Source organism: Pseudomonas sp. PS01297 (assembly GCF_029959305.1).
GTDB lineage: Bacteria > Pseudomonadota > Gammaproteobacteria > Pseudomonadales > Pseudomonadaceae > Aquipseudomonas > Aquipseudomonas helleri.
Genome location: NZ_JASCPQ010000073.1, coordinates 1 through 21,255, shown reverse-complemented (window position 1 = coordinate 21,255; position 21,255 = coordinate 1). Strand labels below are relative to the sequence as shown.

Here is a 21,255-nt window from a genome sequence, read left to right as displayed (position 1 = left end):
TTTATGACTGACGCTTCTCCAGGAAAATCGTCAGCCGTAGAACCTTGTGGGTTCAAAGGGTCACACCTAAGTCGCGAATGCTATGCAACAACGCAAATCAGGTGCAACCAGTTTCTGCCTCGCTAGTTGCACCTTTCGCTTCTTTTTCGATGCAAAAGCGCCCCGTATCAATCGAAAACCCCACATTCCCTGTAGGAGCGAGCTTGCCTCGCGATCTTTTAAAAGATCACCCAATCGCGAGGCAAGCTCGCCCCGACAGGTAAGGAAAAAAATTCCGATGAAACAGGGTTGCACCTAGTTGCACCCAATTCAGCGCAGCGCTAATCTTGCCGCCAGCTGCTGCCGCGCCCATGTGGCACCCATGAGGATAAAAAAATGGCTACCACCACCCTTGGGGTCAAACTCGATGACCCAACCCGCGAGCGCCTGAAGGCTGCCGCGGCCTCGATTGATCGCACGCCTCACTGGCTGATCAAACAGGCAATTTTCAATTACCTGGAAAAACTCGAGGGTGGTGCAACCCTGGCGGAGTTGAACGGTGTGCCAGCTGGCACCAGCGATGACGTTGATGACACAAACACCGATCACACCCACCAATGCTTCCTGGAATTTGCCGAAAGCATCTTGCCGCAGTCAGTCCTGCGCGCAGCCATTACTTCGGCTTACCGCCGCCCGGAACCCGAAGTGGTGCCTATGCTGCTGGAGCAGGCGCGTCTGTCTGCACCGATGGCCGAAGCCACCCAGACCCTGGCCGCCTCGATTGCCGAAAAACTGCGCAATCAAAAGAGCGCCGGTGGCCGTGCCGGTATCGTGCAAGGCCTGCTGCAAGAGTTCTCGCTGTCGTCCCAGGAAGGCGTGGCGCTGATGTGCCTGGCCGAAGCGCTGCTGCGCATTCCGGACAAAGGCACCCGTGACGCCCTGATCCGCGACAAAATCAGCACCGGCAACTGGCACCCGCACTTGGGCAACAGCCCGTCGCTGTTCGTCAACGCTGCCACTTGGGGCCTGTTGCTGACCGGCAAACTGGTGTCGACGCACAACGAAGCAGGCCTGACCTCCTCCCTGAGCCGCATCATCGGCAAGAGCGGCGAGCCGATGATCCGCAAGGGCGTCGACATGGCCATGCGCCTGATGGGCGAGCAGTTTGTGACCGGCGAAACCATCGCTGAAGCGCTGGCCAACGCCACGCGCTTTGAAGCCAAGGGCTTCCGTTATTCCTACGACATGCTCGGCGAAGCCGCACTGACCGAACATGACGCGCAGAAGTACCTCGCCTCGTACGAACAAGCCATTCATTCGATCGGCAAAGCCTCCAACGGTCGTGGCATTTATGAAGGCCCGGGCATTTCGATCAAGTTGTCGGCCCTGCACCCGCGTTACAGCCGCGCCCAGTACGAACGCGTGATGGACGAGCTGTACCCGCGCCTGCTGTCGCTGACCCTACTGGCCAAGAAATATGACATCGGCCTCAACATCGACGCCGAAGAAGCTGACCGCCTGGAACTGTCCCTCGACCTGCTTGAGCGTCTGTGCTTTGAACCAGAGCTGAGCGGCTGGAACGGCATCGGTTTCGTCATCCAGGCTTACCAGAAGCGCTGCCCGTACGTGATCGACTACGTGATCGATCTGGCCCGCCGCAGCCGTCACCGCCTGATGATCCGCCTGGTGAAAGGCGCGTACTGGGACAGCGAAATCAAGCGCGCCCAAGTCGAAGGCCTGGAAGGCTACCCGGTGTACACACGCAAGGTGTACACCGACGTGTCCTACGTTGCCTGCGCGAAAAAACTGCTGGCCGTCCCCGAAGCAATCTACCCGCAGTTCGCCACGCACAACGCCCACACCTTGTCGGCCATTTACCACATCGCCGGTCAGAACTACTACCCTGGCCAGTACGAGTTCCAATGCCTGCACGGCATGGGTGAGCCGCTGTACGAACAAGTTGTAGGCAAGATTTCCGAAGGCAAGCTGAACCGTCCGTGCCGTGTGTACGCGCCGGTCGGCACCCACGAAACATTGCTGGCTTACCTGGTGCGTCGCCTGCTGGAAAACGGCGCGAACACCTCGTTTGTTAACCGCATTGCCGACCATTCGATCTCGATTCACCAGTTGGTGGCCGACCCTGTCAGCCAGATCGAGCAAATGGCCACGGCCGAAGGCAGCTTCGGCTTGCCGCATCCGCGCATTCCTTTGCCGCGTGACCTGTATGGCAGCGAACGCGCCAACTCCAGCGGTATCGACATGGCCAACGAACACCGCCTGGCGTCGTTGTCCTGTGCCCTGCTGGCCACCGCTCATAACGACTGGAAAGCCGCGCCGATCCTGGGTTGCACCTCCAGCACCCAAGTCCCGGCCGCCGTGCTCAACCCGGCCGACCTGCGTGATGTGGTCGGCTATGTGCAAGAAGCCACGGTTGAAGACGCAGACAACGCGATCCAGTGCGCGCTGAACGTCGCGCCGATCTGGCAGGCCACCCCGCCGACCGAACGTGCCGCCATCCTGGAACGCGCCGCCGACCAGATGGAAGCCGAGATCCAGCCGCTGATGGGCCTGCTGGCCCGCGAAGCTGGCAAGACCTACGCCAACGCCATTGCGGAAGTCCGCGAAGCGGTCGACTTCCTGCGCTACTACGCCGTACAGGCGCGCAATGACCTGACCAACGACGCCCACCGCCCGCTGGGCCCTGTGGTGTGCATCAGCCCGTGGAACTTCCCGCTGGCGATTTTCAGCGGCCAAGTGGCCGCAGCGCTGGCCGCCGGTAACCCGGTACTGGCCAAACCTGCCGAGCAAACACCGTTGGTGGCCGCCCAGGCCGTGCGTATCCTGCTGGAAGCCGGTATTCCAGAAGGCGTGTTGCAACTGCTGCCGGGCCGTGGCGAAACCGTGGGCGCGCGTCTGGTCGGTGACGACCGGGTCAAAGGCGTGATGTTCACCGGCTCCACCGAAGTCGCTCGCCTGCTGCAACGCAACATCGCCGGCCGTCTGGACGCTCAAGGTCGCCCGATCCCGCTGATCGCTGAAACCGGCGGCCAGAACGCAATGATCGTCGACTCCTCGGCCCTGACCGAACAAGTGGTCATTGACGTAGTGTCCTCGGCGTTCGACAGCGCCGGTCAGCGCTGCTCAGCACTGCGCGTGCTGTGCTTGCAGGAAGATTCGGCAGACCGCGTCATCGAAATGCTCAAAGGTGCCATGGCCGAATCGCGCATGGGCAACCCGGAGCGGTTGAGCGTGGACATTGGTCCGGTGATTGATGCCGAAGCCAAGGCCGGGATCGAGAAACACATCCAGGGCATGCGCGACAAAGGCCGCAACGTGTTCCAGATGGCCATTGCCGACATCGAAGAATCCAAGCGCGGCACCTTCGTGATGCCGACCCTGATCGAGCTGGAAAGCTTCGATGAACTGGAGCGCGAAATCTTCGGCCCGGTTCTGCACGTGGTGCGCTACAAGCGCAAAGACATCGACCAGTTGATCGCCCAGATCAACGCATCGGGCTACGGCCTGACCCTGGGTGTGCATACCCGCATCGACGAAACCATTGCCAAAGTGGTCAACAACGTCAACGCCGGTAACGTCTACGTCAACCGCAACATCGTCGGTGCCGTGGTCGGCGTGCAGCCGTTCGGCGGCGAAGGTTTGTCGGGTACCGGCCCGAAAGCCGGTGGCCCGCTGTACCTGTTCCGTCTGCTGTCGACTCGCCCAAGCGATGCCATCGAGCAATCGTTCGCCAAAGTCGACGCCATTAGCGCCCCAGACACCCAAGCCCGCGAGGCGCTGAGCAAGCCGCTCAACGCCCTGCAAGCCTGGGCACAAAGCAATCAGCAAGCGGCGCTGGCCGAGCTGTGCAGCGAATTCGCCGCCCACTCGCAAAGCGGCATCACCCGCCTGCTCAACGGCCCGACCGGCGAGCGCAACAGCTACGCCATCTTGCCGCGCGAATACGTGCTGTGCCTGGCCGACACTGAAGCTGACCTGCTGACCCAACTGGCTGGCGTCTTGGCTGTGGGCAGCTCGGCGGTACTGCCGGAAAGCGATCTGGGCAAAGCCCTGTTTGCCCGTCTGCCAAAAGAGGTGCAAGCGCGCATCAAGCGCGTAGCGGACTGGACCAAGGACGAGGTTGTTTTCGACGCAGTCCTGCACCACGGCGACAGCGACCAACTGCGCGAGGTGTGCCAGCAAGTGGCCAAACGTGCAGGCGCCATTGTCGGCGTGCAAGGGTTGTCCCAAGGCGAAACCAACATCGCCCTGGAACGCCTGGTGATCGAACGCGCACTGAGCGTCAACACCGCTGCTGCAGGCGGTAACGCGAGCTTGATGACCATCGGTTAAACGCCGAGCTACAAAAAACCGGGCACCTGTGCGGGTGCCCGGTTTTTTTTGTGCGCCAAAAACGCCGACGCTATGTATTGAAACTAGACACCCACCGCTCAGAAAACATCAGGGAACAGGATGTAAGCAGCTAAAAGCCATAACCCCCATACGAAACCACCCACTCCGACCCACACACCATTGGCAAACGTTAAGGTCGAATTGGATTGAGCGGCAGGGTCATGCTCCAAAAAATTAATCGCGCGCTGAGCGCCCACCAACAAAAAACCCAACACGCCCATCAGGAGCAGGCTGATAACAATAACCCACGGCGCCCAGAACTCGTCGATAGGCATGAAAGCAAAAAAAACGGAAACCACCCAGACCGTAAAAATCAAGATCCCACGCGCTACAGGAAACCAACGATAAGTACGGCCCGACTCAGACAGCGCCTTCTGAACCTTCCCGAACAGGGAAAAAATCATAATAACGCCAGCCAGCGCGCGTACCCCCGGCCACACTTTCACCCCTGTCGCCTTCCGATACAGCTTCCAGTTTTCAAAAAACCAGACAATTAAATAGCAACCCATTGTCATGAAATAAAGCAGCAAGAATTTTCTGATCGACACTACATAGAATGTTTGTTTTTTAACCTCTGGGGTCGGTCTTGGATGAGCACAAAGGTCGTCGCTTATCGCGGAGGAAGACATTTAAACCTCAATAGCTAATGAAATTAAAAAACGCATAAACCCGAAACCTTCAGGTAGTCCGGCCCATGGCGCTATCGCGTATCGCCACTCAACAAATTGATCGCCCGCTGAGCCCCCATAAACAGATAGCCGCTAATGGCAATCAAAACAGCCTCGGCCACATAGACGCACACCATGCCCAACGGCCGATCAGGGAAGGTGAACAGCAGCACCGAGAGCATCACCAGCAGCATGATCAATAACGCCCGGCTTTCGGGGTACCAGCGATGAGGTTGCTGCGCTCTGTCCAGAGCGTTTTGGACTTTGTCGAACAGCTCCAGGACAAAAAAAGGCCAGAGCAGGCCGCGTATCACCGGTGTAATCGCAGCACCGGAGTGGGCTTTGTAAAAGGCCCAGTTGCGGTAAGACCAATAGAACAAGTAACAACCGCATGTCAGTACATACAGCAGCAGGAAGTGCGGAATTGCCACGGTGTACAACGCACCGGGCCTGTCATCAGTCGCAATTGTGGGCTTCATGACGTGTCCATGGCTAAACAGAGCCGTGAGTAGACACAATTTGCCTAACATTAAAATGCAGGCCGGCTCCATTTCTCTTGTAAGAAAAAGCCATTTCCTCCGTCACTCAACAGAGACAAGGCGGCAATGGACTACAGAACACTTCGCAGCACGTGTTTCATCCACGGCCAAGCAACCCTGAAAAGCTTTTTGACAGCGCGCCAATAACGCAGGTTAGAATCGCTGGCACGTAGCCTGCATGGGTACGCCCTGTCTTTTCTGTTTTTTATGGAGTACTGCCTTTGAATGCGACGACCATCAACAGCCTTTTCTTGATCGGCGCGTTGCTGGTAGGCGCAAGTATTCTGGTCAGTTCTTTGTCTTCACGCCTGGGCATCCCGATTCTGGTGATTATCCTGGCCGTGGGCATGGCCGCCGGTGTCGATGGCGGCGGTATTATTTTTGACAACTACCCTACCGCCTATCTGGTGGGCAACCTCGCCCTGGCGGTGATTTTGCTCGACGGCGGCTTGCGCACGCGGGTCTCCAGTTTCCGCGTGGCGTTATGGCCTGCCCTCTCGCTGGCCACCGTGGGGGTGATGATCACCACCGGGCTGACCGGCCTGGTGGCGGCCTGGCTGTTTAATCTCAATTTGATTCAGGGCCTGTTGATCGGCGCGATTGTTGGCTCCACCGATGCCGCGGCGGTGTTCTCGCTGCTGGGCGGCAAGGGCTTGAACGAACGGGTCTCGGCCAGCCTTGAGATCGAATCCGGGAGCAACGACCCGATGGCGGTGTTCCTCACCGTCACTTTGATCGACATGCTCGCCAGTGGCGAAACCACGCTGCATGCCAGCCTGCTCCTGGATTTGCTGCGCGAGTTCGGCATCGGCGCCATTGTCGGCCTGGCCGGTGGCTGGCTGATGCTGCAAATGGTTAACCGCATCCACTTGGCCAACGGCCTGTACCCGATTCTGGTGATCGCTGGCGGGCTGGTGGTGTTTGCCTTGACCAACGCCCTGCACGGCAGCGGCTTTTTGGCGGTGTACCTGTGCGGTCTGGTGCTGGGCAACAGCCCGATCCGCAGCCGCCACGGCATTTTGCACATGCTTGACGGCATGGCCTGGCTGGCGCAAATCGGCATGTTCCTGGTGCTGGGCCTGCTGGTCACGCCACACGACCTGCTGCCTATCGCGGTGCCCGCGCTGCTTCTGGCCCTGTGGATGATTCTGTTCTCCCGCCCGCTGTCGGTATTCGTCGGCCTGCTGCCCTTCAAGGCCTTCCACGGGCGCGAAAAAGCCTTTATTTCGTGGGTCGGCCTGCGCGGCGCGGTGCCGATTATTCTGGCGGTGTTCCCGCTGATGGCTGGCTTGCCGAACGCGCAGCTGTATTTCAACCTCGCCTTCTTTATCGTGCTGGTGTCCCTTTTGGTGCAGGGCACAAGCCTGCCGTGGGTCGCCAAGCTGCTCAAGGTCACCGTACCGCCAGACCTCGCGCCTATCTCTCGCTCGGCCCTGGAAGTACACGTGACCAGCGAGTGGGAGCTGTTCGTTTATCGGCTTGACGCACAAAACTGGTGCATCGGCGCAGCCCTGCGCGAACTGAAAATGCCCGAAGGCACGCGTATCGCCGCCTTGTTCCGCGACCAGACGTTGCTCCACCCGTCGGGTAGCACCACGCTGGAAATCGGCGATTTACTCTGTGTGATCGGTCATGAACACAACTTGCCAGCCTTGGGCAAACTGTTCAGCCAGCCACCAACTCGCGGGCTGGACCTGCGCTTTTTCGGCGACTTTGTACTCGAAGGCGATGCCCAGCTGGGCGCCGTCTCGGCACTTTACGGCCTGAAGCTCGATGGCATCAGCCCGGACACTCCGCTCAGCAGCTTTATTGCGCAAAAAGTCGGCGGCGCGCCGGTTGTCGGCGACCAGGTCGAGTGGAACAACACCATCTGGACCGTCGCGGTCATGGACGGGAACAAGATAGGCAAAGTGGGCGTCAGATTCCCCGAAGGAAGTGCCCCGGGACCGGGGTTGTTCCTCTAAACTCCAAATTTCCTACGCTTGCTTGACCGGATTCTATGCCAACTCTGCGCACGTTCTTCGCAACAGTCCTGCTCGGCCTGAGCCTTTCCGTTGGCCCGGTTTACGCGGGTGATCCGCCTTCGGCCGAGGCCGTGCAGCTCAGCCTGGACAAAATAGCCGACCGTAAGCTGCCCGACGCCGATCAAAAAGCCTTGCAGACGGTGCTCGAGCAAACCTTGAGCTTTCTGGCCAACAAAAGCGACTACGAACAGCGCCTGATCGAGGTCAAAGACCAGCTCCACAGTGCCCCGCGCCAAACCATCGATAACCAGCGTGAACTGGCCCGCCTCAAGGCCAGCAAAGTGGTGCCCATCGAGCAGCGCTACGCCACGCTGTCAGTGCAGCAACTGGAACAAATGCTTGCCGATCGCACCACCGAGCAAGGTGAGCTGCAAAAAGCCCTGGCCAGCGCCAACACCCAGAGCATCGCCGCCCAGACCCGCCCCGAGCGCGCCCAGGCCGAAATCAGCAACAGCCAGACCCGCATTCAGCAGATCGGCAGCATCCTCAAAGTCGGCCGCGACAACGGCAAAGTGCTCACCGCCGATCAACGCAACCAGCTCAGCGCCGAATCGGCAGCGCTCACCGCGCTGATCGCGCTGCGCCGTCAGGAACTGGCTGGCAACAGCCAATTGCAAGACCTGAGCGGCAGCCAGCACGACCTGCTGCTGGAAAAAACCACGCGCCAGGACCAGGAAATCCAGGACCTGCAGACCCTGATCAACAAGAAGCGTCTGGCCCAATCGCAACAGACCGTGACCGAACAATCGATTGAGGCGCAAAAGTCTGGCAGCAGCAGCTTGCTGGCCACCGAAAGCGCGACCAACCTCAGGCTCTCCGATTACCTGTTGCGCAGCACGGACCGCCTCAACGTGGTCACCCAGCAGAACCTTGAAACCAAGCAGCAACTGGATAACGTCACCCAAAGCGACCAGGCGCTGGATGAGCAAATCAACGTCCTGCGGGGCAGCTTGCTGCTGTCCAAAATCCTCTATCAGCAGAAACAAGCGCTGCCGCGCCTGCAAAAGATGGACAAAAACCTGGCCGATGAAATCGCCGATATCCGCTTGTACCAATTTGAGATCAACCAACAGCGCGAGCTGATCAGCAACCCGATTGCCTACGTCGACAACCTGCTGTCGACCCAGCCCGCCGACCAGGTGACACCGCAACTGCGCAAAACCCTGCTCGAACTGGTCAACACCCGCAGCGACCTGTTGGACCGCTTGAACCGCGAACTCAGCTCGCTGCTCAGCGAATCGATCAACCTGCAACTGAACCAGAAGCAACTGCTCAGCACCGCGCAGGGCTTGCGGGCGACGCTGGATGAGCAGATGTTCTGGATCCCCAGCAACAAGCCGCTGGATCTGGACTGGCTGGAATCGGCCCCGCGCCACCTCAAGCAACAACTCGTCACCTTGCCGTGGGGTTCAAGCGTCACCGAGCTGGCAGAAGGCCTGATCCAGCGGCCGCTGCTGTTTTTGCCGTTTGTGCTGGTGATGATCGCCCTGCTGTGGAAGCGCCGCTACCTGTACAACAAGCTCAACGATATCCATAAGGACATTGGCCACTTCAAGCGCGACAGCCAGTGGCACACGCCGCTGGCGATCCTCATCAACATCTTGCTGGCGATGCCGGTTTCACTGGCCCTGGCCCTGTGCGGGTACGCCTTGCAAACCGATGCCCGCGGCATGAACACCAACACTGGTGCGGCCTTGATGCAAATGGCCGAAGCCTGGCTGGTGTTCTACACCGCGTACCGGATTCTGGCGCCGGGCGGCGTGGCCGAATTGCATTTTCGCTGGGAGAAACCGCTGGTTGCCTTCCTGCAAAACTGGATCCGCAGACTCGGCCTGGTGGTGCTGGCACTGGTGGCCGTGGTCGCCTTTGCCGAACAGCAACCGGCGGCGCTGGCCGACGACGTGCTGGGTATCCTCGTGGTGTTGACGTGCTACGCCACCATGGCGTGGCTGCTGTGCCGCCTGATCCTCAACGACCAGACCGAGAAAAAAGCCTACCGCGTGCGCAAGCTGCTCGGTTTCGCCTTCGCCCTGCTGCCCCTCGCGCTGTTTGTGGCGGTGTGTTTTGGCTACTACTACACCGCGCTCAAACTCAGCGACCGACTTATTAACACCCTGTACCTGCTGATGCTCTGGCTGGTGGTTGAAGCTACCTTTGTGCGCGGCCTCTCGGTCGCGGCACGGCGGCTGGCCTACCAGCGGGCTTTGGCCAAGCGCCAGGCGGCCAAGGAAGCCGGGGAAGGCAACGACGCCATCGTTGAAGAGCCGACACTGGACATCGAACAGGTCAACCAGCAATCGCTGCGCCTGATTCGTCTGGCCTTGCTCGCGGCCTTTATCGGGGTGCTGTATTGGGTCTGGGCCGACTTGATTTCGGTCTTTTCCTACCTCGACAACATCACCCTGTACGAATACACCAGCGGTACAGGCGCCAACATGAGCATGGTGCCCATCAGCATTGGTGACGTGCTGGGCGCGTTGATCATCGTCGGCATCAGCATTGCCCTGGCGCGTAACCTGCCCGGTCTGCTGGAAGTGCTGGTGCTGTCACGGTTAGACCTGGCGCAAGGCAGCGCCTACGCCACCACCACGCTGCTGACCTACGTGATCATCGGCGTCGGCTTTGTCGCCACGCTCTCAACCCTGGGCGTGAGCTGGGACAAGCTGCAATGGCTGGTGGCGGCCCTCTCGGTGGGCCTGGGCTTCGGGATGCAGGAGATCTTCGCCAACTTTATCTCCGGCATCATGATCCTCTTCGAGCGCCCGGTGCGCATTGGCGACACCATCACCATCGGCAACCTGTCGGGTACCGTGAGCAAGATCCGCATCCGCGCGACCACCATCACCGACTTCGACCGCAAAGACATCATTGTCCCGAACAAGACCTTCATCACCGGGCAATTGATCAACTGGTCGCTGACCGACACCATCACCCGCGTGACCCTCAAGCTGGGCGTTGATTACGGCTCTGACCTGGACCTGGTCAAGAGCCTGCTGCTCAAGGCCGCGCAAGAAAACCCCCGCGTGCTCAAAGAGCCCGAGCCGCATGTGTACTTCTTGAGCTTCGGGCAAAGCACGCTGGACCACGAACTGCGCATGCACGTGCGTGACCTGGGCGACCGCAACCCGGTGATCGACGAAGTGAACCGCTTTATCAACCGCGAGTTCAAAGCACACAACATCAACATCTCGTTCCAGCAGATGGAGGTGTACCTCAAGAACACCAGCAACCAGGAATACAAACTGGTGCCCATGGACCTGCCAACGCCGGAACAAAAGCCCCTGCCGGGTAAGCCCGACTAGCAGGACGCCTAAACGTCTGTAGGAGCGAGCTCGCCTCGCGATCTTTTGATCTTTAAAAGATCGCGAGGCAAGCTCGCTCCTACACAGGGTGTTTACCCTCACATTTTGCTGGAGACGGCCATTGAAAGCCCTCGACGAACTGACCTTTGACAACCGTTTCGCCCGCCTGGGTGACGCGTTTTCAACCCACGTGCTGCCCGACCCTCTCGACGCACCACGGCTGGTGGTCGCCAGCGATGCGGCAATGGCCTTGCTCGACCTGGACCCGGCCGTGGCCCACGACCCGGTGTTTGCCCAACTGTTTGGCGGCCATACCTTATGGGCCGATGCCGAGCCACGGGCGATGATCTATTCCGGCCACCAGTTCGGCTCGTACAACCCGCAACTGGGCGATGGCCGCGGGCTGTTGCTGGGCGAGGTCTACAACCAGGCGGGCGAGCATTGGGACCTGCACCTCAAAGGAGCCGGCATGACGCCCTACTCGCGCATGGGCGATGGCCGTGCGGTGCTGCGCTCATCGATCCGCGAGTTTCTCGCCAGCGAAGCCCTGCACGCGCTGGGTATTCCCACCAGTCGCGCCCTGTGCGTGATCGGCTCCGACACCCCGGTGTGGCGTGAAAAACAGGAACGCGGCGCCATGGTGCTGCGCCTGGCGCACAGCCATATCCGCTTCGGGCACTTTGAATACTTTTACTACACCAAACGCCCAGAACAACAAAAGCAACTGGCCGACCACGTGCTGACCCTGCACTACCCTGAATGCCTGGAGCAGCCGGAGCCCCATCTGGCGATGTTCCGCGAAATCGTCGAGCGCAACGCTGAACTGATCGCCAAATGGCAGGCCTACGGTTTTTGTCACGGGGTGATGAACACCGACAACATGTCGATTCTGGGCATTACCTTCGACTTCGGCCCGTTCGCCTTCCTCGAAGACTTCGACGCGCAGTTCATCTGCAACCACTCCGACCACCAGGGGCGCTACTCCTTCAGCAACCAGGTGCCCATCGGCCAGTGGAACCTCAGCGCCCTGGCCCAGGCACTGACACCGTTTATCAGCGTTGACGCCCTGCGTGAAACATTGGGCTTGTTCTTGCCGCTGTACCAGGCGCACTACCTCGACCTGATGCGCCGCCGCCTGGGCCTGACCACCGCCGAAGACGGTGATCAAAAACTGATCGAAGACCTGCTGCAACGCATGCAAGGCAGCGCCATCGACTACACCCTGTTCTTCCGCCGCCTGGGCGACGAACCGGCAGAACACGCGGTTGCCCGCTTGCGCGACGACTTTATCGACCTCAAGGGCTTTGACGAATGGGCCGCGCAATACCTCGCCCGCGTGGCCCGCGACGGCGAGCCAGACCAACAGCAACGCCGCGAGCGCATGCACGCGGTCAACCCGCTGTACATCCTGCGCAACTACCTGGCACAAAAAGCCATCGACGCTGCCGAGGCCGGTGATTACAGCGAAGTACGGCGCTTGCACAGCGTCCTGACCCAACCGTTCACCGAACAACCGGGCATGCAACCCTACGCCGAACGTCCGCCCGAGTGGGGCAAGCATCTAGAGATCAGTTGCTCCTCTTAAAACGCCCACAACCGTGTAGGAGCGAGCTCGTCTCGCGATCTTTTGATCTTTAAAAGATCGCGAGGCAAGCTCGCTCCTACAGATAGGTGGCGTACTGGCGGGCCTGTAACGCTACGCCAAACGACTGGCAAGCGTTAACTCTCAAAACGTCCACACCCCCTGTAGGAGCGAGCTTGCTCGCGATCTTTTGATCTTAAAAAAGTCGCGAGACCTGCACGATTTGGGCGAATAACCCTGCACAAGGGCAGAATCAATCCCCAGCAGCGAGTTCCAAATTAAAAAACGCAGGCCCGTCCTTACTAAAGTCAATACCAGCAGCAATAACAATACCGGCAAGTGACATCAAACCGGCCTCTTGCGAACCATAAAGAATCAGCACGAGAGCATTGGCACTGAACCATAACAAGCAGAACACCAGCATACTCTTGCCGTAATTTGCCTGCCTATCCATGTACTTAGTCATATACGTTTGATCTCCCACGCTCGCCTCAAGCCGCACATCACAAGCAGCACAATTAACGCACTGACCTTTCGCCAAGTCATGAACACGCTGATGATTAAATTTCTGCTCAGCGGCACACCCAACACACTTAAATGTGAACTCCGCACACTCCTGCAACAGCGGATCATCCTTTCCTTCGACAGCGGCCATTATTTGCCAACCTTTTATTCGTTATTTATTTTCAAGACGCCACAACCCGCGATAGCGACGTTTAATCTCAGGCTGCCTTCGCTTTTTTAGTGATACCGACACTTCAGGCTCATTTCTCTCGCGTACTTTTTTAGAAAAAAATCAGACACCCGTATTACGCAGGCAAGAAGACTGACCCCATTAGCTCACTTAAAGCCCACAACCGAAAAATGAGGACGGAGAGGAAATACATACTTATTTGAATAGTATTTATAATCGTTCACGAGCGCTCTGTCTTGCACGTTGATTCAACGGGACCGAGCTGTATAGCGACATCAATAGTGACGGGATTACTGTTATTTAACGCGTATGAAATCAATAGCCCGACACTGGTCATCACAACAGATATTTGTGTATTAACAAACAGGGCAACCATCAAAGAAACCGAGAACCACACTGTCGCAAAAGGAATAATAAATCCTCCGCTACCGCTGAGGCTTTTATGAACGTTTCTCAAATCTGCTTGATCATAGGGCCCCGCCTTAACAGACACTTGACAAAGAGGGCACTTTATAGAGTTATCATTCGCCAATAAAAAAGATTCTTCTAGGCTTATGTTGATCTGCCGTTTACACGCACAACATTTGAAGTCCGCATAGCTAAACTTCAGCAACTCTGTTTCTGGCTCTTGATCTACTTGCCGGGTCATTATTCAGCCCTGCCCAACTGGATTTTCTGGCTCTAAATCAAGCCGCACAAATGAAACATCCTTCAACGCTGGCACGGCAGACACCAACACTAAAAAGGTGAGAAAAGAGCTCAAAAAGGCCAAGCCGCTTCCCCATTGCAACAGGACCCATATGTTGAGCAACGGCAAGCCAACTGTTAAACAACCAAACATTAAAATCCGCCGTCTATTCTTGCTTTTTACCGCGACCAACTTGGCCAGATCATGTTCTTTGAACACCAAGCCATGCGAACACTGCGGGCATGCCACCTTACCGGACTCCATAAAAGAATCTACCTGCTCAGTCGTTAGCTCAAAATCGTTCTTACAGTGTGCACAGCGAAAATGGGCTTCCTGAGACATTGCCATTAACAACTCCTTTATTTGGACACGCATAAATAATTGCCAGACTGAACGCTCAAGTCTGAGCATCTTCTTTAGAACAGTGAAAGAGGCTTAAACAACAGGCGTAGGAGAATAGAGGGATAGCGCGTGAAGTAATGTCGGCCCTAAGATAAACATACGTAAGATTTTTCGTTTATTTATCGAGTTCTTAATAGCGCCACTCATAGGTATGAGCCCAGCTTTGCGCACTCTTTTAGCACTGCGAGAGACGTATTCGTCTGAAGTCAGGGAAGCGGCCTACCTATCAGCCGATTGACCCTCTGTGCGCCAGCCCCTATCCTCGCCGACGTCACGACACATTCGTGACCGGATTTGACGGTCCGCATCATAAAAGAAGAATCAGCGATCTCAATCGCTGTGTTCACGCCTGTCTGTGCTCGATTAAATCGTGTTATGGCAGCTGTGCGTGGGGCACTCTCGAGTGCGCCGGGTTTCTTCTTTTAACCGGTCCGTCAACCCGCGCACAGTTGCCACCCAATTCGTTTGACGGCGAACGGCGGTAACTCCAAACCCTAAAAGGAGTAACACCATGCCATGTTTCACTCAAACACCAACCCCATTCGGCCACAGCCTGACCGGCGATTGCCTGTTCAGCGTTAACGCCGGTATCCCCATCAAGCTCGCGCTGGAACTGGCAGCCCAATTACTCAGCAGCGCCACGGTTCTCTGTGCCGAAAGCCAGGTCGCCAGCCCTCAAACCAGCCACAGCCTGACGTTTGCCAGCTTGCAACTGGTGGAAATGAGCAAAGGCCTGGTGGATGCCACGCTGGACGGCGTATTGCAGGCCGACACCCTCAAATAAACATCTCTACCGGCACTTTAAAGTGATCTGCCAGCCAGCGAATTTGCCGCACGTTGAGCTGACGCTTGCCGCTGAGGATTTCGGATACCACCGACTGCGTGCCCACGCCCGGCAGATCACTCTGGTTCAGCCCATGCTCTTGCATCACTGAGCGCAGCACATCAACACCACTGACCTTGGGCATCGGCCGATGCTCAAGACAGCCCAGGCACATTGTGAGCAGATACGTCACAGCCAGTGGCGGGCGGGGGCAACATCTGCTGAACTGCACCTCTACGCGACGTGCTCATTTTTGCAGGAGCGCGCCACAGCAATTTCCGGAGTGTTTGAAATGACTGACCCGCTGCTTATCCCCTGCCCTCACTGCAACGGCCTTAACCGTATCCCCGCCGCGCGCGTGGGCGAGCACCCCAAGTGTGGGCGCTGCAAGAATGAGGTGCTGATCGCCAAGCCTTTCGATCTGAAACAAACCGATTACGCCAGCCAGATCAAAGGTGATCTGCCGCTGCTGGTGGATGTGTGGGCTGAATGGTGTGGGCCGTGCAAGGCTTTTGCGCCGGTGTTTGAACAGGCGGCCAGCCAATTGGTGGGGGTGTGCCGGTTGGCCAAGCTCGACAGCGATGCCAACCAGCAACTGTCAGGGCAACTGGGCATTCGCTCGATTCCGAGCCTGATCCTGTACAAAAACGGCCAGGAAGTCGCCCGTCAAAGCGGCGCCTTCCCGTTGCAACAGCTCAAGGCCTGGCTGCAAAGCCACGGCGTGCGTGCTTAAGCGTTTTGGTCCAGGTAATCGTGTAGCTCAACAAATTGCTGGGTCAGCTTGTGCCGTGGTTCGAAATACACCAGCGGCTGGCTGGCCTGATGCGACTCGCGCATTTTGACTGAGCTGGTGAGGTACACCGGCAGCACGGGCAAGCCTTCGGCAATCAACTCATCGAGCATTTGCTGGGGCAGGCTGGCGCGGGCCTGGAACTGGTTGACCACAATGCCTTCAACCAGCAGGTCTTCGTTGTGGTCCTCTTTTAGCTCTTCAATTTCGCTCAGCAGGCCATACAACGCCTGACGCGAAAAGCTGTCGCAGTCGAAGGGGATCAATACACGATCGCAGGCGATCAATGCCGATACCGCATAAAAGTTCAACGCAGGCGGTGTGTCGATGTAAATGCGGTCGTAGTCTTCAGCCAAGTCATCCAGCAGCTTTTTGAGCTTGTTGATCTTGTGCTTGGCCTCAAGCTTGGGCTGCAAGTCTGCCAGTTCGGGCGTGGCGGTAATGATGTGCAGGTTGTCGAACGGTGTTTCGTAAATATCGACCCGATTCTTCTTCGACCCCACGCCCGCAGACAGGCTTTGCTTGAAGAACTCGGCGATACCCATCGGGATGTCATCACCTGTCAGCCCGGTGAGGTATTGAGTGGAGTTGGCCTGAGCATCCAGATCGACCAACAGAGTGCGATACCCCTCGCTGGCACTGACGGCCGCCAGGTTACAAGCGATGCTGGACTTGCCCACACCACCTTTTTGGTTGAACACCACGCGACGCATTTCAAAACCTCCGTGTATCAATAAGTGCCCGAGTGTAGATGCCCTGAGAACAACTTCGCTACCTCGCAGAGAAAAGAGCTACAACCAAAGCAGATTTATCCCTATATACGCCGGAACAGACCTATTTTTTCAAAGTCATACAGGCGCCCATAGTTTAGTGATTACAAAAAGATAGCTATTTCGTCCGATAAGCCAAAAAAACTGGCACAAAAATGTAAGCGATATTTGCTACGAACCAACAGCACCGGGATAATGCGGCACTTTGTTACTAGTGCCGCATTGACCGCTGCCTACCTTCGCATCAAGGAAGCCCGCAAGGGCGGGATAAACCTCCAGTGATCAACTTCAATATTGCCGCTTGGCGAGCCTGGGCTCCGGGCCTCGACAGCGTGGCCGATTGGCAGGCCTGGAGCCAGCACCCCCACGTTATCGCCGCCAGCGATGCCAGCCCCGACGTGTCGTTTTTACCGGCCATGCAACGCCGCCGGCTCAGTCGCCTGGCGCGCATGGCATTCAGTGTCGGCTGGCCTTTGGCTGAAGGTCATGAGGCGCTGCCACTGGTGTTTGTTTCGCGCCACGGCGAAACCCCGCGCACCTTTGACATGCTGAACGAGCTCGCAGCCAGGCAGCCCTTGTCACCCACCCAGTTCAGCCTCTCGGTACACAATGCGGTCATTGGCCTGTGGTCGATCATGCGCGGCGAAACCAGCGAAATGACCGCCCTCGCGGCCGCCGGTGACGGCCTCGAACATGGCCTGATTGAAGCCTGTGCGCTGCTCAATGACGGCGCGCCCGCCGTGCTGCTGGTGATCACTGAAGAACTACCACCCGAGGCTTACCGGCCCTGGGTTGACGACGTGCCCTTTGCCTATGCCGCAGGCCTGCTGCTGACACCCGGTGAGCAGTGGCACCTGTCGTTGTCCAGCCGACCTGCTGATGTCGCCCAAACCCCGTGGCCCCATGCTTTGCAATTGTTACAGCACCTGCTCAGCGGCCAGACGTCGTTTCAACACGCCTGGGAAAACCGGCTCTGGCAGTGGCAACGTACGTCGTGAAAACCGCTAATGCTTACTACTGGCGCCTGCTGGCCACGGCCATCAGCTTCGTGCTGTTCGGGTTTGGGTGCCTGTGCCTGCGGCTGGTCATTTTCCCGCTGCTCAGTTGCTTGCCAGGCGACGCCCTGCGCCAGCGCGAGCGCGCGCGTTACACCGTCAGCCGACTGTTCTGGCTGTTTATCCGCTTTATGGCCCGCCTGGGTGTACTGACCTATGACGTGCAAGGTGCCGAGCGCCTCGGGCGCCCCGGCCAAATGATCATTGCCAACCATCCCTCGCTGATTGATGTGGTGTTTCTGATCGGGCTGGTGCGCAACGCCAATTGCGTGGTCAAGCAAAGCCTTTGGCAGAATCCGTTCACCCGCAGCCCCGTACGCGCCACGCAATACATCAGCAACGACGGCAGCATTGACATGCTCGACAAGGCCGCAGAGGCCCTGCAACAAGGCCAGACGCTGATTATCTTCCCGGAGGGCACCCGCACCCCGCCAGGCCAGATGCCGGCCTTTCATCGGGGGGCCGCCGCCATCGCCTTGCGCGGTGCGAAAATCCTGACCCCAGTGGTAATCAAGGTCAGCCCCACCACGCTGACCAAAGCCGAGCCGTGGTACCGCATCCCCAAACGCCGCGTGCACTTCAGTTTTTGTGTCGGGGCCGATATAGATCCAAATGCCTTTGCAGCAGCAGGCCCACCGCCCAAGGCTTCGCGCCTGCTTAACGACTTCGTGCATGACTACTTTATTAAGGAGCTCGCCACAGATGAGCGATCTACACAATGAAATCAAACAGCTGATCATCGACGCCCTGGGCCTTGAAGACATCAGCATCAGCGACATTGGCGATGACCAAACCCTGTTTGGCGAAGGCCTGGGGCTGGACTCGGTCGACGCCCTGGAGCTGGGCCTGGCGATCCAAAAAACCTATGGCATCAAAATAGATGCCGACGCCAAAGACACCCGTGACCACTTTTCCAACGTGACCAGCCTTGCGGCTTTTGTCACAGCCAAACAGGCTGCCTGAGACCGAACCATGCAAACCCGTGAAGACATTTTCAACATCCTGCGCGACGCCTTGGTCGAACTCTTCGAACTGGAGCCCGAACGCGTCACGATGGAGGCCAATTTGTATCAGGACCTGGAAATCGACAGTATCGACGCGGTCGACCTGATCGATCACATCAAGCGCAAAACCGGCAAAAAAATTGCCGCCGAAGCCTTCAAATCGGTGCGCACCGTCAATGATGTGGTTGAAGCGGTTTACCACTTGGTGCAACCGCACGCATGAGCCGAATGATCGGCCTGGGCCTGCTGCTGGCGGGCCTGCTGTACCCCTTTGCGGTGCACTTCGGCATGGCCCACTTTGCTCCGTGGCAGTTTGCGCTGCTGCTCGGCGGCCTGTGGCTGGCACGGGTACTAACCGGTGAACGACGCCCCGGCAGCCTGTGGATCGCCGGGGTCGCGCTGGTGTTTTGTGCGCTGCTGGCGCTGTTTAACAGCCCGGCCCTGCTGCGCTGGTACCCCGTACTGATCAGCAGCCTGATGCTCAGCCTGTTTGGCCTGAGCCTCAAGTTCGGCCCGCCGATGGTCGAGCGTCTGGCCCGGCTGCGTGAGCCGGTACTCCCCGACAGCGCGATTCGTTATACGCGCCAGGTCACCCAGGTCTGGTGCCTGTTTTTTATGCTCAACGGCCTGATCGCGGCCAGCCTCACACTGTGGGCGCCGCAGAGCTGGTGGACGTTGTACAACGGCTTGATCGCCTACGGGCTGATGGGGCTGCTGTTTGCCATTGAATGGCTGATACGACAAAAGGTAAGAGGCCAGGCATGAAGTGGATAAAACTTGAGCAACTGTTGCTTGAGGGCGATGCCCGTCGCACCGTCAGCGTTGAACCAACGCTCACCCATCACACTCTCTGCGCGCAGGCCCTGAGCCTGGCGGGCGGGTTGCAGCAACGTGGCGTGCGACGCATGGCCGTGCACCTGGACGACGCGGGTGAATTGGCCATCGCGCTGCTGGGCGCCTGGCGCGCCGGGGTCAGCGTGTTATTGCCCGCAGACCTGCAAGCCCACACACGTGAGCGCTGGGCCAGCCACGTTGATCTGTGGCTGACCGCCAGCACCGAGCTGCACGCTTTGTATGGCGCCCCACTGGCCCCTGCCGAGCTGGATCTGGACGCGTGCCAGCTAAGCCTGTGTACGTCAGGCTCCAGCGGCGAACCCAAGCGTATCGACAAAAGCCTGCGGCAAATGGCCAATGAAGTAGAAACCCTCGAACACCTGTGGGGCCATGAACTGGGCGATGCATGCATCATCGCCAGCGTGGCCGCGCAGCATATCTACGGGCTGTTGTTCCGCGTGTTGTGGCCGCTGTGTGCGGGCCGGGTTTTTACTCGCCAGCAACTGGCGTTCCCCGAAGACATGCAGCGCGCCAGCCGCGAACACACGGCATTTGCCTGGGTGGCCAGCCCCGCCCTGCTCAAACGCATGGCCGACAACCTCGACTGGCCGGCCTTGAGCCAGGTGCGCCGGGTGTTTTCTTCGGGCGGGGCATTACCTGCCGAGGCGGCTCATGCGCTGGAGCAGCGCCTGGGCCAATGGCCAACCGAGATTTTTGGCAGTTCAGAAACCGGCGGCATTGCATGGCGCCAAGGTCCAACCTTGTGGCAGCCGTTTGCCGGGGTTCACCTGAGCCAGAGTGAGGACGGCGCACTGCGCATCGCCTCGCCGTACCTGATGGCAGGCCATGTCGAGCAAACGGCCGATGCCGCGCGCATTGAAGCCGACGGGCGCTTTGAACTGCTGGGGCGTCTGGACCGCATCGTCAAACTCGAAGAAAAACGCATCTCGCTGCCCCAACTGGAAAACGCCTTGAGCACCCACCCATGGGTTGCGGAAGCACGCCTGGGCGTGGTCAATGAAAACCGCGCCTCGCTGGGCGCTTTGCTGGTGCTCAGCGACAGCGGGCTGTTTGCCCTGCGTGAACACGGCCGCCGAGCCCTCACCCAAGCCCTGCGCCAGCACCTTGGGCCCTATTGCGAAGCCCTGGCATTACCGCGCCGCTGGCGGTTGCTGCGGCAAATGCCGCTCACCAGCCAAGGCAAGTTGCCGCAAGCGCAGGTCGATGCGTTGCTGCTGGCGCCCCGGCCCACCCTGCCTGAAGTGCTCAGCCAACACCCCGGCGATGACGGCTGGACACTCACCCTGTCGATCCCGCCTGACCTTGCGTACTTCAGCGGGCACTTCCCCAAAACTCCGGTGCTGCCCGGCGTGGTGCAAGTGGACTGGGCCATCAACCTGGGCCAGCAACTGCTCGACCTGCCGCCCCGCTTTGCCGGGATGGAAGTGCTCAAGTTCCAGCAACTGGTGCGCCCCGGCGATGAAATCGAGTTGACCCTGCGCTTTGATCGCGAACGCAGCAAATTGCACTTTGCCTACCGCAATGCCAACGCCGCCTGCTCCAGTGGCCGTATTGTGCTGGAGGCCGCCTGTGCATAAATTGATCTGTGAATGCGGTGGGAGCGGGCTTGCTCGCGATTGCATCAACGCGCCGCTTCAGAAAACCCGCAGCGCCTGTATCGCGAGCAAGCC

Annotated in this window: 18 protein-coding genes and 1 pseudogene; 12 read left to right on the top strand and 7 right to left on the bottom strand. The window is 58.5% G+C overall.

The window, feature by feature from the left end; translation table 11 throughout:
* The first annotated feature begins 375 nt into the window (after positions 1 to 375).
* Complete coding sequence (putA, locus tag QMX84_RS19325; RefSeq protein ID WP_282364547.1) at positions 376 to 4,329, top strand: trifunctional transcriptional regulator/proline dehydrogenase/L-glutamate gamma-semialdehyde dehydrogenase; 3,954 nt, start codon at positions 376 to 378, stop codon at positions 4,327 to 4,329.
* Between the two features lie 98 nt (positions 4,330 to 4,427).
* On the opposite strand, the gene QMX84_RS19320 is transcribed toward putA, so the two are convergent.
* Both QMX84_RS19320 and QMX84_RS19315 read right to left on the bottom strand, forming a co-directional pair.
* Entirely contained in the window at positions 4,428 to 5,018 is a 591-nt protein-coding gene (locus QMX84_RS19320; protein WP_262125561.1) for a hypothetical protein, read from the bottom strand.
* A 71-nt stretch (positions 5,019 to 5,089) separates the two neighbouring features.
* Positions 5,090 to 5,536: a hypothetical protein gene (locus tag QMX84_RS19315; RefSeq protein ID WP_262125560.1), complete on the bottom strand. Its 447-nt coding sequence runs from the start codon at positions 5,534 to 5,536 to the stop codon at positions 5,090 to 5,092.
* A 281-nt stretch (positions 5,537 to 5,817) separates the two neighbouring features.
* On the opposite strand from QMX84_RS19315, the gene QMX84_RS19310 reads away from it, so the two are divergent.
* From QMX84_RS19310 to selO, 3 genes are all read left to right on the top strand, one after another.
* Positions 5,818 to 7,560, top strand: coding sequence for a potassium/proton antiporter (locus QMX84_RS19310; RefSeq protein WP_282364546.1), 1,743 nt, complete (start codon positions 5,818 to 5,820; stop codon positions 7,558 to 7,560).
* Between the two features lie 35 nt (positions 7,561 to 7,595).
* Complete coding sequence (gene mscK, locus QMX84_RS19305) at positions 7,596 to 10,922, top strand: mechanosensitive channel MscK (RefSeq protein ID WP_282364545.1); 3,327 nt, start codon at positions 7,596 to 7,598, stop codon at positions 10,920 to 10,922.
* A gap of 121 nt (positions 10,923 to 11,043) precedes the next feature.
* On the top strand, positions 11,044 to 12,507 hold the full coding sequence (gene selO / locus QMX84_RS19300; protein WP_282364544.1) for a protein adenylyltransferase SelO: 1,464 nt from the start codon (positions 11,044 to 11,046) through the stop codon (positions 12,505 to 12,507).
* 250 nt (positions 12,508 to 12,757) lie between these two features.
* Here selO and QMX84_RS19295 read toward each other — a convergent pair whose 3' ends face one another.
* The 3 genes from QMX84_RS19295 to QMX84_RS19285 all read right to left on the bottom strand — a co-directional run bounded on the left by QMX84_RS19295 (position 12,758) and on the right by QMX84_RS19285 (position 14,234).
* Entirely contained in the window at positions 12,758 to 13,159 is a 402-nt protein-coding gene (locus tag QMX84_RS19295) for a hypothetical protein (RefSeq protein ID WP_262125556.1), read from the bottom strand.
* Positions 13,160 to 13,418: 259 nt separating this feature from the next.
* A complete protein-coding gene (locus QMX84_RS19290) occupies positions 13,419 to 13,847 on the bottom strand; it encodes a hypothetical protein (RefSeq protein ID WP_282364543.1) in 429 nt (142 codons plus the stop codon).
* Between the two features lie 3 nt (positions 13,848 to 13,850).
* Entirely contained in the window at positions 13,851 to 14,234 is a 384-nt protein-coding gene (locus QMX84_RS19285) for a hypothetical protein (RefSeq protein ID WP_282364542.1), read from the bottom strand.
* Positions 14,235 to 14,799: 565 nt separating this feature from the next.
* Between QMX84_RS19285 and QMX84_RS19280 the strand changes: the two genes are divergently transcribed.
* Complete coding sequence (locus QMX84_RS19280) at positions 14,800 to 15,072, top strand: DUF3077 domain-containing protein (protein WP_153335351.1); 273 nt, start codon at positions 14,800 to 14,802, stop codon at positions 15,070 to 15,072.
* On the opposite strand, the pseudogene QMX84_RS19275 reads toward QMX84_RS19280, so the two are convergent.
* Positions 15,065 to 15,268, bottom strand: a pseudogene (locus QMX84_RS19275) (transcriptional regulator); the annotation flags it as partial. The gene QMX84_RS19280 and the pseudogene QMX84_RS19275 sit on opposite strands and share 8 nt — an antisense overlap.
* A 135-nt stretch (positions 15,269 to 15,403) precedes the next feature.
* Here QMX84_RS19275 and trxC point away from each other — a divergent pair.
* Entirely contained in the window at positions 15,404 to 15,844 is a 441-nt protein-coding gene (trxC, locus tag QMX84_RS19270; RefSeq protein WP_262125551.1) for a thioredoxin TrxC, read from the top strand.
* On the opposite strand, the gene QMX84_RS19265 is transcribed toward trxC, so the two are convergent.
* Complete coding sequence (locus QMX84_RS19265) at positions 15,841 to 16,614, bottom strand: ParA family protein (RefSeq protein WP_262125549.1); 774 nt, start codon at positions 16,612 to 16,614, stop codon at positions 15,841 to 15,843. The two genes, trxC and QMX84_RS19265, sit on opposite strands and share 4 nt — an antisense overlap.
* Before the next feature lie 335 nt (positions 16,615 to 16,949).
* Between QMX84_RS19265 and QMX84_RS19260 the strand changes: the two genes are divergently transcribed.
* From QMX84_RS19260 to QMX84_RS19235, 6 genes are read left to right on the top strand one after another with little or no spacing between them, the layout of a single operon-like run.
* Complete coding sequence (locus tag QMX84_RS19260) at positions 16,950 to 17,669, top strand: beta-ketoacyl synthase chain length factor (RefSeq protein ID WP_123751106.1); 720 nt, start codon at positions 16,950 to 16,952, stop codon at positions 17,667 to 17,669.
* Positions 17,645 to 18,448, top strand: coding sequence for a lysophospholipid acyltransferase family protein (locus QMX84_RS19255; RefSeq protein ID WP_123751272.1), 804 nt, complete (start codon positions 17,645 to 17,647; stop codon positions 18,446 to 18,448). Before QMX84_RS19260 ends, QMX84_RS19255 begins: the two co-directional genes overlap by 25 nt.
* Positions 18,429 to 18,689, top strand: coding sequence for a phosphopantetheine-binding protein (locus QMX84_RS19250; protein ID WP_123751105.1), 261 nt, complete (start codon positions 18,429 to 18,431; stop codon positions 18,687 to 18,689). Before QMX84_RS19255 ends, QMX84_RS19250 begins: the two co-directional genes overlap by 20 nt.
* Before the next feature lie 9 nt (positions 18,690 to 18,698).
* A complete protein-coding gene (locus QMX84_RS19245) occupies positions 18,699 to 18,953 on the top strand; it encodes an acyl carrier protein (RefSeq protein ID WP_282364541.1) in 255 nt (84 codons plus the stop codon).
* Complete coding sequence (locus tag QMX84_RS19240; protein ID WP_282364540.1) at positions 18,950 to 19,495, top strand: hypothetical protein; 546 nt, start codon at positions 18,950 to 18,952, stop codon at positions 19,493 to 19,495. Before QMX84_RS19245 ends, QMX84_RS19240 begins: the two co-directional genes overlap by 4 nt.
* Positions 19,492 to 21,162 (top strand): AMP-binding protein, encoded by a 1,671-nt coding sequence (locus QMX84_RS19235; protein ID WP_282364539.1) that lies wholly within the window; start codon positions 19,492 to 19,494, stop codon positions 21,160 to 21,162. Before QMX84_RS19240 ends, QMX84_RS19235 begins: the two co-directional genes overlap by 4 nt.
* The last annotated feature ends 93 nt before the right edge of the window (positions 21,163 to 21,255 follow it).

What these genes read in the sequence shown, in the direction of transcription:
- QMX84_RS19280 (WP_153335351.1), top strand. Translation starts at nt 14,800, where the DNA reads ATGCCATGTTTCACTCAAACACCAACCCCATTCGGCCACAGCCTGACC.
- QMX84_RS19250 (WP_123751105.1), top strand. Translation starts at nt 18,429, where the DNA reads ATGAGCGATCTACACAATGAAATCAAACAGCTGATCATCGACGCCCTG.
- QMX84_RS19265 (WP_262125549.1), bottom strand. Translation starts at nt 16,614, where the DNA reads ATGCGTCGCGTGGTGTTCAACCAAAAAGGTGGTGTGGGCAAGTCCAGC.
- QMX84_RS19285 (WP_282364542.1), bottom strand. Translation starts at nt 14,234, where the DNA reads ATGGCAATGTCTCAGGAAGCCCATTTTCGCTGTGCACACTGTAAGAAC.
- QMX84_RS19290 (WP_282364543.1), bottom strand. Translation starts at nt 13,847, where the DNA reads ATGACCCGGCAAGTAGATCAAGAGCCAGAAACAGAGTTGCTGAAGTTT.
- QMX84_RS19315 (WP_262125560.1), bottom strand. Translation starts at nt 5,536, where the DNA reads ATGAAGCCCACAATTGCGACTGATGACAGGCCCGGTGCGTTGTACACC.
- QMX84_RS19245 (WP_282364541.1), top strand. Translation starts at nt 18,699, where the DNA reads ATGCAAACCCGTGAAGACATTTTCAACATCCTGCGCGACGCCTTGGTC.
- trxC (WP_262125551.1), top strand. Translation starts at nt 15,404, where the DNA reads ATGACTGACCCGCTGCTTATCCCCTGCCCTCACTGCAACGGCCTTAAC.
- putA (WP_282364547.1), top strand. Translation starts at nt 376, where the DNA reads ATGGCTACCACCACCCTTGGGGTCAAACTCGATGACCCAACCCGCGAG.
- QMX84_RS19235 (WP_282364539.1), top strand. Translation starts at nt 19,492, where the DNA reads ATGAAGTGGATAAAACTTGAGCAACTGTTGCTTGAGGGCGATGCCCGT.
- mscK (WP_282364545.1), top strand. Translation starts at nt 7,596, where the DNA reads ATGCCAACTCTGCGCACGTTCTTCGCAACAGTCCTGCTCGGCCTGAGC.
- QMX84_RS19320 (WP_262125561.1), bottom strand. Translation starts at nt 5,018, where the DNA reads ATGTCTTCCTCCGCGATAAGCGACGACCTTTGTGCTCATCCAAGACCG.
- QMX84_RS19295 (WP_262125556.1), bottom strand. Translation starts at nt 13,159, where the DNA reads ATGGCCGCTGTCGAAGGAAAGGATGATCCGCTGTTGCAGGAGTGTGCG.
- QMX84_RS19240 (WP_282364540.1), top strand. Translation starts at nt 18,950, where the DNA reads ATGAGCCGAATGATCGGCCTGGGCCTGCTGCTGGCGGGCCTGCTGTAC.